Consider the following 13,424-nt stretch of genomic DNA (forward strand, 5'->3'; position numbering starts at 1 on the left):
CAGTCTGCGCCGCTGCGCTGGGAGAAGCCTTTGGGGTGGGATCAGCGACCGGGCAGGAAGCGACGGATGAGGGCGCTGCCGGCCTTGAGCTCAGGGGCGCGCATGACGGCGAGGATGGCGATGTAGACGATCACCACGACGAGCCCGATGATCGCGGTGCCGAGGGCGCCCTGGATCTTGTCATCCATCGTCCAGCCTGCGGTTCCTCCCAGCAGGGCGAACGCTCCCCAGCCAGCGAGACCCGCGGGGACGCCGGCGATCGCGAAGCGAACGATGGCGGACATCCAGGAACGGATCTGCAGGCCGCCGATCTTGCGATGCAGCAGCCACGTGGCGACGATCGTCTGCAGGACGCTCGCGATGGACTGACCGAGCGCGACCGCCGCGGCGAGGGATGTGAGGGGGATGATTCCCGCTTCGCGCATGCCCAGCGCGATGAGCGCCGTCACCACGATGAGCACGCACTGGAAGATCGTGAACCAGAACGGGGTGCGCGTGTCGTCGTACGCGTAGAACGTGCGCTGCACGATGAACAGGACCGTGAGCGGGATGAGCCCGACGAGATAGGCGAGCAGCACCAGGGCGGCTGCCTGGGCGTCGTCGGCGGAGGCGGTGAACACCCGAGAAGCAGGGATGGCTGCGGCCGCGACGGCTGCTGTTGCCGCGACGATGAAGAAGAGCAGTGTGCGGATGCTCTGCGCGATGTCGGCACGGACTTCATCGTCGCGGCCGGCGGCGGCGTGACCGCTGATCTGGGTGAAGTAGGGAGTGCCGATCGAGAGCACGATCACCGAGTACGGGAGCATGAAGATGAGCCAGGCATTCGCCGTCACGGTGGCGGAAGCACCGAAACCGGCGACCTCGCTGACGATGTAGCCCTGGAGGACTCCGGCGGAGAGACTCGCGAACGCCATGAGGAAGGTCCAGCCCGCCAGCCGTCCGACATTCCCGAGTCCGACACCCCGCCAGCGGAAGTCCGGTTTCAATGCGAGCCCCGTGCGGCGCCAGAAGAGAAGCAGGACGACGGCCTGGAGTGCGATGCCGAGAGTGGCCGTGCCACCCAGCAGCGTGATCATCTGCGGCGTCCAGTCGGCGGCCTTCGTGGACACCGGCCCGAACAGGGCACCGAGCGCGAGGAAACCGGCGATCGACACGATGTTGTTGACGACGGGCGCCCAGGTGAACGGACCGAAGATCTTCCGCGCGTTGAGAGCCTCGCCGAGCATCGCGTAGAGGCCGTAGAGGAGGATCTGGGGAAGACACCAGTATGCGAGTGCCGTCGCGAGCGCGAGAGTGGCCTCGTTCGCCTTGCCGGCGACCAGGTGGACGAGCCAGGGCGCCGCGGCGGTCGCGATCCCCGTCACCACCACGAGCACCACGGTGCCGAGGGTGAAGAGCTTCGAGATGAACGCGTTGCCGCCGTCGGCATCCGCTGTCGCCTTCACGATCTGCGGGACGATGACGGCGGTGAGGATTCCGACCGAGATGAGGGAGAAGACGCTGTTCGGCAACTGGTTCGCATAGGTGAACGCGTCTGCTGCTTGGGATGCGACCGAGCCGAGGACGCCGACGAGCACGATGCTGCGGAGCAGGCCGGTCAGTCGAGAGACGAGGGTGCCGGCGCCGATGACGGCGCTCGCGCGGCCGAGACTACTCAATCTGTCTCCCGTCGACGGTCTTGTCTCCGGTCGTCGGTGCAGGAGCATCGGATTCGGCCTCCGCGGCCACCTCGTCTTCCGCGGCCACCTCGTCGAGTTTCTCGAGCTCGGCCTCCGCCTCGGCGTCCTCAGCAGCCTCGTGGCGCTTGCGGCGGACCGTCCGGATCACACCGAGGGTGATCAGGAGGACGGCGAGACCTCCGAAGATGACCAGACCGATGGTCTCCCACTCGGCGCGAACGGCGACTCGGATCTCCTGCTGACCCTGGATCTGCACGCCGGTGGGGCTGTAGAGGCTGAGCCGCAGGTCGACCTCACCGCTGCCGACGCGTGCCGACACCGGGACCTTGACGCGCTTCGTCGAGTTCGCCTCGACGACGGTCTCGGTCATCGGGGTGACTTCGAGGCGCGGGTCGGTCGGTGAGACGAACAGCTGCACCGTCACCGGCCACGGAAGGTCGTTGCGCACGGCGATCGGCAGGTCGGCGTTGGCCGTGAGCAGCTGGATGGTGCTGGACGGCGGGATGCTCACGGCCGCGAGCGTCTCCGTGGTGCGCTTCCGGTGCTTCTCGACACCGTCGGCGAAGGACTTCGCCGACGATCCGACGGTCAGCGTGCGGAGGATCCTGATGCGCTCGGGGCTCAGCAGCACCTGGGGGTCGGTGAGGATCGAGGAGAAGGCGGTGAGAGTGCCCTCATCGGCGAGGAGCTCGTTGACCGCGGTGGCGCGAGCGGGATCGGCCTGGGAGGTGAGGGCGGCCGGAACCGGCGGTGTCGCGCGGAGCGCGGACAGCTCGAATCCGATCGAATCGGCGGCCGAGATCGCGTCGCGCAACGCGTCGGCGTCGCGATTCTCGTCGCGGTCGAGTCCGACGAGCAGGGGGGCACCGGCGACGCGATCCTCGGCGAGCAGGAGCAGAGCAGCGGCCTCGGCGAGGAGGCGCTGGCGATCGAGCGGGTCCGCTTCGGCCGCGACCTCGGACAAGGACTCGGACAGGCCCGTGTCTGTGACCAGGAGGTCGTTTCCGCCGAGCGTGGCGTGCGCCGCACTCTGTCCGCCGAGCGCTGCCGAGGAGACGACCGTGGTCGTGCCCTCGCCGAGGTAGCGCGTGAACGAGGAGAGGTCGTCGGGTCCGAGGTCGTCGTCCGGCCACAGGATTCGAGGAAGGGCACCCTCGACGGCCGTGAGCTCCTGGTCGTCAGGAAGCTGCGGCGTGTTGGTCGGGCTGGGGGACGGGCCCGGCGTCGCGCTCGGTCCGTCCGTCGGGGAGACGCTGGCAGGTGCCTGCGGGAAGTTCGCGGGATCGAGGAACGGAGCCAGCGTCGTCGGCTGCAGGAGTGCGGGTAGCCCCGCCTGTGCCTGAGCGGTGGCATCCGCATCACCGAACTGCAGTGCGAACCGTGCGTTGGGCAGAGCTTCGAGACGGGTGAGCCAGTCCTGGGCCGACCGCGGCGCTGAGGAGCCGAGCACGCGGATGGCCGTGAGGATCGACGGGTCGATCGCGAGCACCGCGGTGGTTCCTGCGACACCGTCGAGCTGAGCGGTGAGAGCACCGTCCGGCGCGGTGAGCGCGGCGAGTTCGTCGGAACTGAGCAGCGCCCCACCCTCCGGCGTCGCGGTGACCGGGACCAGGACACCGACCTGCGTCGTCTGAGAGTCCGCCACGACCAGCACGCTCGTGGCGGTGGCCGCGACGGCTGTCGCGCGATCGTCGGTGGCGCTCGCCGTCTTCGCGCCGGTGAGCTCTGCGCGCAGCGGGTACACACCAGGGGTGAGATCGGAGAGGGTGTCGGCGGGCACGAAGACCGTCGCCGTGGCCGACGTGTCGGCCTCGAGTGGCGCCGTCGTCTCGGAACCGATCGTCGCGAAGTCGCCAGGAGCCTCACCCTCGTCGAGCCAGCTCGTGACCGAAGCCTCATCCGTCAGGGGAGTCTTGCTGAGCTCCACCTGCACCTGACCGCCGGAGAGCTTCGAATCCGTGTCGTTCTGCAGCGTAACCATCGCCGTGGTCGCGGAACCGGGGGCGACGAGCCCCCGCAGACCCGCGGAGACGTGGAACCCGATGCTCTGCTCGTCGTCTGAGGAGGATCCGCCGGCGGCGATGGCGGTGCTCGGGAGGGCGACCGTGTAGGCGCCCAAAGCGATCGCGAGTACAGCGGTCCCGCCTGCGAGCCTTCGCAGGCGCGCACGGAAGCCGTGCTCGGGGGTGATCGCGGTCATGAAGGTCTTCCTCGAACGCCCGGAAAAGGGCTGATCGTGAGTACTGACCCCCTGATTCTAGGAGGCCTGGGGAAGGAGAACCCTGAAGACGCGTAGAGTGACGGCCGTGTCCGACACCCCCGCACCCCACACCGACCCGCTTCTCGTCGCCGCACTCGCTTCTGATCTCGACGCCGCCGACCTGCGTTCCGCGCCCCTTCGCCGACTGTGGGGCGAGGAGGCCGACGATGCCCTCGCCCGCGGGATGAGAGAGCCTATCCTGCGCACGATCGCCGGTGACGGGGGCGTGCTGGCGACCCTGGGACGCCTCCTGGTGCTCGGCATGCCGCAGCCGCGGGTGGCGGTCGCCGCCGCATTGCCGCAGCTCGGCGTGGACGGGCTCGTGGCGCTCGCACTCGCGAAAGCCGATGCCGATACCGTGACCCCGACCGTCCTGCTGCGTCCACAGTCGTTCGTAGACGCCGACGGCGTCGGGGAGTGGTGGATCGCCAGCGACCTCGATGAGGTCGCGCTCGACGGCCCTCTTCCTCTCGACCACGTGCTCGGGGTCGGCGGGGCGTCGCGCACTCTCGCCGAGACGATCGTTCCCATCCAGGTCGATCGCGCGCTCGATCTGGGGACCGGGTGCGGGATCCAGGCGCTCCTCGTCGCCCGTCGGGCCGGCACCGTGATCGCGACCGACATCTCGGAGCGCGCCCTGGCCTTCGCGGAACTCAACGCCCGCCTCAACGGCGTGGCCAACATCGAGTTCCGACACGGCAGCATGTTCGAGCCCGTCGCGGGCGAGGCCTTCGACCTGATCGTCTCCAACCCGCCGTTCGTCATCACCCCCCGGATGGACGGCGTCCCGGCGTACGAATACCGCGACGGCGGACTGGTGGGAGACGCGCTCGTCGAGCAGTTCGTGCGGAGCGCACCCGCGTATCTGACGCAGCACGGCATCGCCCAGCTGCTCGGCAATTGGGAGTCGCGGGCCGGGATCACGGGCCTCGCACGTCTCGACGCGTGGGTGCCGAGCGACATCGACCTCTGGGTGATCGAACGCGAGGAGCTGTCGCCGCTCGGCTACGCGGAGTTGTGGATCCGTGACGGCGGCACCACACCCCGCGACCCTGCATTCACCCCGCTGCTGACCGCCTGGCTCGACGACTTCGCCGCGCGAGGCGTGACGTCGGTCGGATTCGGGTACGTACTGATGCGGCGAGGCTCGACGCCTCCGCTTCGCCGTACGGAGCGCATCGCCCAGCCGGTCTCCAACGTCGGCGCCGCTCTCGGTACCGGGCTGGCCGCGCACGACGCCCTCGCCGACGGGCTTCCTGCAACGCTGGTGACGGCACCCGATGTCACCGAGGCCCGGCACCTGCTTCCGGCCAACGACGACCCGAGCGTCATCGAGCTGCGACAGGGCGGCGGCTTCGCCCGGACGGTGAACGTGGATCCCGCGCTCGCCGGGTTCGTGGGCGCGTGCGACGGCGAGCTCACCGTGGTGCAGATCGTCTCGGCGCTGGCCGACCTCTTCGAGGTTCCGCTCCCGGATCTGTGGGCCGAGATCGAGCCCCGCATCCGGTCACTCGTGCTCGACGGCATCCTGGTACCGGGGGAATAGACGGCGTTTCCATGCGTTGGAATAGATCATGAAGGCTTTCGGATTCCTCTCCTTCGGGCACTATGCGGATGTGCCCGGCTCAGCGACCCGCACCGCGGGGGACATGCTGAAGCAGACCATCGCGATCGCCGAGGGCGCAGACGAGATCGGTGTGAACGGCGCATACGTTCGTGTGCACCATTGGGCGCGTCAGGCGGCTTCGCCGATGCCCCTGTTGACGGCCATGGCCGCGCGCACGAAGCGCATCGAGGTCGGCACCGGGGTGATCGACATGCGCTACGAGAACCCGTTCCAGTTCGCGGAAGAAGCGGCTGCGCTGGATCTGATCTCCGACGGACGCATCGCGCTCGGGGTGAGCCGCGGTTCACCCGAGACGGCTCTGCGCGGCTATGAGACCTTCGGCTACGTCGATGAGGAGGACACCGAGCGCGGGAGCGTCATCGCCCGGGAGAAGTTCGACCTGTTCCTGCGCGCGATCGACGGCGAGGGAATCGCCCCCGGTGATCCCCGCATGGTGGGCGCCGGACGCTACCTCGCGATCGAGCCGCAGTCGCCGACGCTTCGCGATCACGTCTGGTGGGGATCGGGTTCGCGTCCCACCGCGATCGAGACGGGTCGCAAGGGCCTGAACATGATGAGCTCGACGCTCGTCACCGAGGCCACAGGGCAGCCGTTCCACGAGTTGCAGCGTGAGCAGATCGACCTCTTCCGCTCGGCGTACAAGGAGGCCGGTCACACCGGCACCCCGCGCGTCTCGGTCAGTCGCAGCGTGTTCCCGCTGGTGTCCGACATGGACCGGGCCTACTTCGGCCTTCGCAGCGAGGAGAACGCCGACCAGATCGGCATCATCGACGGGTTCCGTTCCACGTTCGGCAAGACCTATGCGGCGGAGCCCGACGTGCTGATCGAACAGCTCCGACAGGACGAGGCGGTGATGGCCGCCGACACCCTGATGCTGACGATCCCGAACCAGCTCGGACCGGAGTACAACCTGCATGTGCTGGAGTCGTTCGCGAAACATGTGGCACCCGCACTCGGATGGAAGCCGAACACGGAAGGGCCCGTTCAGGGCGACGCCATCTGATCAAGACCCTCGTCCTTGACAAGGCGTCGCTGAACGCTGACGCTGGGTGACGGCGCGTCGATGGACGCGTCGTCACCCCGTGCAGTTCCGGAGGCAGTCATGACCCGTGTTCGCGTCGATCTCAACATCTCGCTCGACGGCTTCGCCACGACGACGGATCAGACTCCCGAGAACCCGTTCGGCGAGGACTGGGGGCGGTTGACGGCGGCATATACGGCAACCCGCACGTTCCACGAACGCGTCTTCCATGACACCAGCGGGGCGGGCACCACCGGCGTGGACGAGAAGTACGCCTCGCACTACTTCGAGAACATCGGCGCCGAGATCATGGGGGCCGGGATGTTCGGGCTCCACGCGAACCCGGACGACCCCGACTGGCGCGGATGGTGGGGAGACGAGCCGCCGTTCCAGGCTCCGGTGTTCGTGCTCACGCACACCCCGCGTCCGTCGATCGAGTTCGCCAACGGCACGAGCTTCCACTTCCTGTCTGCCGAGCCCGAGGAGGCGCTCCGGAAGGCGGTCGCCGCTGCGGATGGACGCGACGTGCGCGTCGGAGGCGGGGCGACGACCGTGCGCGAGTACCTTCGCGCCGGACTCGTCGACGACCTGCATGTGGGGATCACGCCGATCCTGATCGGCAGCGGGATCCGCCTGTGGGACGACCTGCGCGGGTTCGAGTCGGGCTACCGCGTGACCTCGGAGGTCGCCGAGTCCGGTGTCACGCACGTCACCTTCTCCCGCGAGGGCTGACCCGGGCAGGCGGGGTCGATCTGGAAAGCTGGACCGGTGCGCATCCGACCGTTCCAGCCCGAAGACACCGATGCCGTCGTGGCCCTGTGGGAGACTGCAGGTCTCACGAGACCGTGGAACGACCCGCTTCAGGACATCGCCCGCAAGGCGACAGTGCAACCGCATCTCTTCGTGGTGGCGCAGGACGAGACAGGGCGGATCCTCGGTTCGGTCATGGCCGGCTACGACGGACATCGCGGGTGGATGAACTATCTCGCCACGAATCTCGACGCACGAGGGCTCGGGGTGGGCAGGGCACTCGTCGCCCACGTCGAGGCCGGTCTGCGCGATCTGGGCTGCCCCAAGGTGAACCTGCAGGTGCGGACGGGGAACGCCCAGGTCGTCGAGTTCTACCGACGCCTCGGCTACGAGATCGACGACACGGTCGACCTGGGCAAGAGGCTCATCGCCGACGTGTAGTCGGGAGGAGGCTCTGCTCACTGAGCGCCGACCGTACGAGTAGAGCCACGATCAGTTCCCGCTCGGCGGACCGAACAGCTCCTCGCCGTGCTCGTGCAGCAGCTTGTACGCGTCGGCGAAGGTCTCCGGCTCCTGCTCACCAGGCTTCCCGTAGCGCGCGAGGAGCAGGCCGAGCAGACCGCGTGCGGGCGGCGTGAGAGGCTTCAGCTGATCCTTCTCTCCGGGCTGTGGTGCCGTGTCCTCCGGGTTGGGCGGCGTGTAGGCCGGGGTGGTCACCGGCCAGTCGGACGGATGCCGCGGCTTGTCGAGGTTGACGACGTTCAGCAGAGTGTTCGCCGACTCATCCCGGTCGTTGAGGGGCGTCAGGCCGTGCAGGCGCGAGAGGGTCGCGGTCACGGATCCGTGATGCATCTCGTCATGGATGATGCTGCCGCGCTTGGTATAGGCCGAGACGGCGATGGCCGGCACCCGGCACCCGAGCCGATCGAAGGTGAAGCCCATCTCACCCGGACCGGTCTCGGGCGTCGGCTTCGTCACGGCGGGCGGCGGCACGTGGTCGTAGCACCCGCCGTGCTCGTCGAAGGTGATGAGCAGCAGGGTGTTGACGGCGTTGGAGCCCTTCGGGGAAGCGCTCGTGCGCACCGCCTCGTAGATGTCGTGGATGAGGCGGTCTCCGGCACGCACGTCAGAGATCGCACTGTCGAACACGGCCTCACCGTCGACCTCGCTCTCGCGGGGGGAACCGAAAGGAGGGTGGAAGTCGTTGTGGTCGTAAACCATCCGCGGCTCGATGAAGGCGTATGCGGGGAGCGTGCCGTCCTTCGCCTCGGCGTAGAAGTCCTCCATCGTTCCGAAATGATCGGTGCGCCAGTACTTCTCCAGCACCGCCGCATGCAGCATGCCGGTGAACGAGACGAGCTGGAGCTTGTCGATGTAGATCTTCCAGCTCACCTTCTTGTCTTCGAGCCGGTTGAACACCGTGGGCGCTGCCGGCGCATCCAACCACTTCCGGTAGCCGCCTCCGGCCTGGTTGGTCACGAAACCGTGAGACGTGGAGGCGTGGAAGAACGAACGGTTGCAGAAGGTCTGCGAGGGCACTCCGGCGTACCAGTGGTCGAACACCGCGAATTCCGAGGCGAGCGTCGACAGCACCGGCAGCATCTCGGGAGAGAACGAGCCCATGATGTGCGCGGCTTCGTCGGGCCGGGGATCCACACCCTTGCGCAGGCGTCGGAAGTTGATGATGTAGTCCTCGAGGAAACCCGACATCGTGGCCTTCTCGCCGCGCGTCGGGGCGTTGAAGGGCGCGGTCATCTCGTCGACGAAGAGGTCGGCGTTCGTCGGAGGATCGACCGTGCCGAAGATCTGCGTGTTGACGTGCGGGTACTCCTCGCCCGGGTCCGGGTCGGGAAGACTCATGATCCGGTCGGTGTCGCCCTCGTACACGTGCGCGTCGACGACCGTGCCGTCGGAGGCGGTGTTGCTGTAGGAGCCGAATTCCAGACCCTCGAACGTCTCGCCCGCCGGGAGGTTCTCCTTCGAGTACAGGTACCCGAGCAGGTTGTCGAAGGAGCGGTTCTCGCCCATCACGACGACGAGGTGATCGAAACCGGGTTCGCTGCGCGGCGTGAGGGCAGCGAACGGATCAGGATCCGCCGCGAAACCGTCGCGACCGTTACCGGCGATGGAGGCTCCGATGGCCGCGCCGCCGACACCGCCGACCACCGCGCCGGCGAGGGCGGCGCCGCCCACCTTGAAGAAGCCTCGGCGGGAGGCATCGCGGGGGGCGTCGGGGGAGGGGGAGTCTTCGTCGGCCATGCCGCGATCCTACGACGGTGCCGCTCCTCGTCGGAGGGCGCCCTCCGACGAGGAGCGGATCTGTCCGTCAGGCCGCGGCGATCCAGAGCACGGCACCCTCTCGCCAGCCGAGACCGGCCGCACCCTCGGGGATCGGCGCCTCGTGCCGCGGACGCACGACGCGCATCCGCTTTCCCGCGAGCTCGACGATGTAGACGACGTCGGCGCCTCGGTAGACATGGGTGACGACCTCGACACGTACCGGAGCGTCGCCTCCGATCGTCGGGGAGAGCCGCAGATCCTCCTGGCGGAGCACCACCTCGCCGGCGCCATCGGGGCCCGCGCCGGTCATCGGCACCTGGATCGCGGTGCCATCCAATGTCGCCACGGCGCCGGAACGGGTCGCAGGCAGCAGGTTCGCCGCACCGATGAAGTCGGCGGCGAAGGGAGTGCGCGGTGCTCCGTAGAGCTCGGCCGGTGCACCCTCCTGCTCGATCACACCTGCGTTCATGAGGACGATGCGGTCCGAGAGGCTCATCGCCTCCTCCTGGTCGTGGGTGACGAACACGGTGGTCAGGCCGAGCGTGCGGTGCAGTTCCTTCAGCTCGACCTGCATGTCCTCCCGTAGGCGGGCGTCGAGGTTCGACAGCGGCTCGTCGAGCAGCAGTACGCGCGGCTCGAACGCGATGGCACGGGCCAGGGCGACGCGCTGCTGCTGTCCGCCCGACAGCTGTGCCGGCATCCGATCGGCCAGGTGGCCCATCTGCACGCGCTCGAGCGCACGGACGGCGAGTTCCTTCTGCTCGGCCTTGGTCTTCTCGCCCGACATGCGCAGACCGAAGCGCACGTTCTCGACGACGCTCATGTGCGGGAACAGCGCGTAGCTCTGGAACATCATGCCGAGGTGGCGCTTCTCGGGCGGGAGCCCGGTCACATCCTGGCCTGCGATCTCGATCGTGCCGCCGCTGGGCGACTCGAGGCCCGCGATGCAGCGCAGGAGCGTGGTCTTGCCGCACCCCGAGGGCCCGAGCAAGGAGACGAACTCCCCCGAACGCATCGAGATGTCGATGCCCTTGAGCACCTTCGTCCCTTTGAAGTCCTTGGTGAGAGCAGTGATGGTGAGTGTTGTCATCAGACGAACAACCTTCCCAGGCCGATGATGCGTTCGAGCACGATCATGAGGACGACGGTGAGCAGGACCATGAGAGTCGAGACGGCGGCCACGGTGGGCGACGTGCTGAACTCCAGCTGGCCGTAGATGGCGATGGGCAGGGTCTCGAGCTGCGGAGTACGCAGGAAGAGGGCGATGACCGCATCGTCGAACGAGATGTTGAAGGCGAAGAACGCGCCGGCGGCGATGCCGGGGCGGGCGATGGGGAGCACCACCAGGCGGTAGCGGTTCCAGGTGCTGGCGCCCAGGGTGCGTGCCGCCTCTTCCGTGAAGTGGTCGGCCCTGGTCATGACACCTGTGACGGTGCGCATGACATAGGGGATCGCGATCACGACGTGGATCGCGATCAGGACACCCACATTCGGCGACCCGATCGTGAGTGAGGAGATGGACAGTGCGCCGATGGCGAGGATGATCGTGGGGATCGTCAGCGGCGACATCAGCAGCCCCTGGATGGCGGCACCGCCGGGGACCTTGAAGCGGGTGAGGGCGAGAGCGGCTGCGGTGCCGATGGCTGCGGCGACGATCGCGACCGTGATGCCGACCAGCAGACTCAGCCGAAACGGCTCCAGATACGTGTCGGAGGTGAGCGCCTCGACGTACCACTCGAACGTGAAGCCCTGACCGGGAAAGGTCAGGAAGCGGTTCTCGCCGATCGAGGCTCCGGCGACGACCATGAGCGGCACGAGCATGTAGAGCGTCACCACGACGCCGAGGACGATGGCGAGGACCCTGCCGAGGATCGGAACGGAACGGACCATGGTCACACCTTCTGCTTCCCGAGTCGGGACGTCGCTGCGAGCACGAGCATGACCCCGGCGAACAGCAGCACGGCCTGCGCGGCCGCGAACGACCAGTCGAGGTTGGTGGTCGCATCGATGTAGATCGTCTGCGCGAACACCGGGATCTGCGCGCCGCCGATGAAGCGCGGGGTGATGAACGAGCTCACCGACAGGACGAAGACGAGCGAGGCTCCGGCGACGATGCCGGGGATCGCGAGGGGGAGGACGACGTGCCACAGTGTGCGCCAGAATCCGGCGCCGAGGGTGCGTGCGGCCTCCTCCAGTTGCGGCCGGATGCCCGAGATCACGCCGAGGATGCTCAGCACCGCGAACGGGAGGAGAACCTGCACCATCGCGATCACGACACCGGTCTCGGTTCCGAGGAAGCCTTGGGTGCCGCTCACGAGGAACTCGGCACCGGGGATCTTCATGAGGAGCCCTGACGGTCCCATCAGGACCACCCACCCGAACGTGCGGACGACGACGCTCGTCATGAGCGGGAGGATCACGACGATCAGCAGGAACGAGCGCACCTTGGATCCGGCGCGCGCCATCACGTAGGACAGCGGGATGGCGATGAGCAGGGTGATCACCGTCTGGATCACCCCCAGGCGGAGCGAGCGCAGCGCCGCCTGGAGGTGATACTCACTCGTGAACAACCGGGTGAAGTTGTCGAGGGTGAACCCGCCTGCCGACGATTGCACGCTCATGAGGAGCATGCCAGCCACCGGGGTGATGAAGGCGAGCGCGAGCAGCACGATCGCCGGCAGGAGCAGGAGCCAGGGCTCCCTACGGGTTCGCACACTCATTTGGTGATCAGCGCATTCCACTCATCGGTCCAGGCCGGTCGCGAAGCCGCGACATCGCCCGGAGCGTAGACGACGACCGTCTCGAGCTCGTCACCCGTCAGCACCGCGTCCGCAGCCTCGTCGGAGAGCTCGGTCTTGGTGTTGACCGGCGAGTACCGCATGTTCTCCGCGAAGACGGCCTGTGCTTCGGGGCGCAGTTCGAAATCGATGAAGAGCTTCGCGAGGTCGGGGTTGTCCCGGCCCTCGACCACGTTCGCCGTGATGAGGGAGGCGGTGACGCCTTCTTCCGGGACGATGAACTCTACCGGAAGGCCGGCGTCCTGCAGCGTCCCGGCGTAGTCCATCGCGTACGGTGCGAGCCACGTGTCGCGCTGGGCGAAGGCGGTCTGCAGATCGGGCGAGGTCGGGACGACGATCGCGTCGCCCGAGGAAGCCAGGGCCCCGAGATCGCTGATCGCCTGCGACGGGTCGTCGATGCCACCACCGAGCGCGTCGGCGACCCGGAGCATCGAGAGCACGCCGTACGTGTTCGAGAAGTCCGTGAGGGCGACGTGCCCTGCGTAGGCCTCGTCGAACAGATCCAACCACGAGGTGGGTGCCGGCGCATCCGCCTCGGTGTTGTACACGAGCCCGATCGGCGCGAGCTGGATGACCGGGCCTTCGCCCCGTTCGAGTCCGGCCGTGGCCAGGTCGATCAGGTCGCCGGTCTCGGAGAGTTCGTCGGCGGCGATCGGCGCGATGAGACCGTCTGCGGCCGCGGTGAACTCCTGCCCTCCGGAGAAATGCACGACGTCGATCTGCGGGCTCGCCTTCTGGGCGGTGACCTGCGCGAGGGCGTCGGCGCTGTACAGCGTGATCAGCTCGACCTTCGCCCCGGTCTCCTCCTCGAAGGGATCGACGACGGCCTCGATGAAGGCCTTCTCCCAGTCGCCGCCGAATGACGTGACGACGATGGTCTCGCCGGCGAACTCCTTGTCGCCGGACGATGCGCTGTCGTCACCGGCAGCACAGCCGGCGAGGACGAGGGCTCCGGTGGCGACGAGCGCTCCGGTGGTGAGGATTCTTCGGGTATTCATGCACTGCTCCT

11 protein-coding genes are annotated in these 13,424 nt (G+C 67.8%); 4 read left to right on the top strand and 7 right to left on the bottom strand.

What is annotated here, in order from left to right; genetic code table 11:
* Window positions 1-41 precede the first annotated feature (41 nt).
* Both murJ and DW307_RS06840 read right to left on the bottom strand, forming a co-directional pair.
* A complete protein-coding gene (murJ, locus tag DW307_RS06835) occupies window positions 42-1,658 on the bottom strand; it encodes a murein biosynthesis integral membrane protein MurJ (RefSeq protein ID WP_136024360.1) in 1,617 nt (538 codons plus the stop codon).
* On the bottom strand, window positions 1,651-3,879 hold the full coding sequence (locus DW307_RS06840; RefSeq protein WP_240750539.1) for a DUF6049 family protein: 2,229 nt from the start codon (window positions 3,877-3,879) through the stop codon (window positions 1,651-1,653). The genes murJ and DW307_RS06840 overlap by 8 nt, the downstream gene beginning before the upstream one ends.
* Window positions 3,880-3,976: 97 nt before the next feature.
* On the opposite strand from DW307_RS06840, the gene DW307_RS06845 reads away from it, so the two are divergent.
* The 4 genes from DW307_RS06845 to DW307_RS06860 all read left to right on the top strand — a co-directional run bounded on the left by DW307_RS06845 (window position 3,977) and on the right by DW307_RS06860 (window position 7,778).
* Window positions 3,977-5,485 (top strand): DUF7059 domain-containing protein, encoded by a 1,509-nt coding sequence (locus DW307_RS06845; RefSeq protein WP_205810416.1) that lies wholly within the window; start codon window positions 3,977-3,979, stop codon window positions 5,483-5,485.
* Between the two features lie 28 nt (window positions 5,486-5,513).
* Window positions 5,514-6,569 carry an LLM class flavin-dependent oxidoreductase gene (locus DW307_RS06850; protein ID WP_136024362.1) on the top strand — a complete coding sequence of 352 codons (1,056 nt, stop codon included), beginning with the start codon at window positions 5,514-5,516 and terminating at the stop codon, window positions 6,567-6,569.
* Window positions 6,570-6,668: 99 nt separating this feature from the next.
* The gene (locus tag DW307_RS06855; RefSeq protein WP_136024363.1) at window positions 6,669-7,319 is read left to right on the top strand and encodes a dihydrofolate reductase family protein; all 651 of its coding nucleotides are present in this window, start codon (window positions 6,669-6,671) and stop codon (window positions 7,317-7,319) included.
* A 36-nt stretch (window positions 7,320-7,355) separates the two neighbouring features.
* Window positions 7,356-7,778 (top strand): GNAT family acetyltransferase, encoded by a 423-nt coding sequence (locus tag DW307_RS06860; RefSeq protein WP_136024364.1) that lies wholly within the window; start codon window positions 7,356-7,358, stop codon window positions 7,776-7,778.
* A 51-nt stretch (window positions 7,779-7,829) separates the two neighbouring features.
* Here the strand turns inward: DW307_RS06860 and DW307_RS06865 are convergent, their stop codons facing one another.
* From DW307_RS06865 to DW307_RS06885, 5 genes are all read right to left on the bottom strand, one after another.
* A complete protein-coding gene (locus tag DW307_RS06865; RefSeq protein WP_029268121.1) occupies window positions 7,830-9,596 on the bottom strand; it encodes an alkaline phosphatase family protein in 1,767 nt (588 codons plus the stop codon).
* A 67-nt stretch (window positions 9,597-9,663) separates the two neighbouring features.
* The gene (locus DW307_RS06870; RefSeq protein WP_096359663.1) at window positions 9,664-10,707 is read right to left on the bottom strand and encodes an ABC transporter ATP-binding protein; all 1,044 of its coding nucleotides are present in this window, start codon (window positions 10,705-10,707) and stop codon (window positions 9,664-9,666) included.
* Window positions 10,707-11,507, bottom strand: a complete 801-nt coding sequence (locus tag DW307_RS06875) for an ABC transporter permease (RefSeq protein WP_029268117.1) — start codon at window positions 11,505-11,507, stop codon at window positions 10,707-10,709. Before DW307_RS06875 ends, DW307_RS06870 begins: the two co-directional genes overlap by 1 nt.
* 2 nt (window positions 11,508-11,509) lie before the next feature.
* Window positions 11,510-12,337, bottom strand: coding sequence for an ABC transporter permease (locus DW307_RS06880; protein ID WP_021201407.1), 828 nt, complete (start codon window positions 12,335-12,337; stop codon window positions 11,510-11,512).
* Complete coding sequence (locus DW307_RS06885; protein ID WP_021201408.1) at window positions 12,334-13,413, bottom strand: extracellular solute-binding protein; 1,080 nt, start codon at window positions 13,411-13,413, stop codon at window positions 12,334-12,336. Before DW307_RS06885 ends, DW307_RS06880 begins: the two co-directional genes overlap by 4 nt.
* Window positions 13,414-13,424 lie beyond the last annotated feature (11 nt).

The organism is Microbacterium sp. K27 (genome assembly GCF_004794435.1).
GTDB lineage: Bacteria > Actinomycetota > Actinomycetes > Actinomycetales > Microbacteriaceae > Microbacterium > Microbacterium maritypicum_A.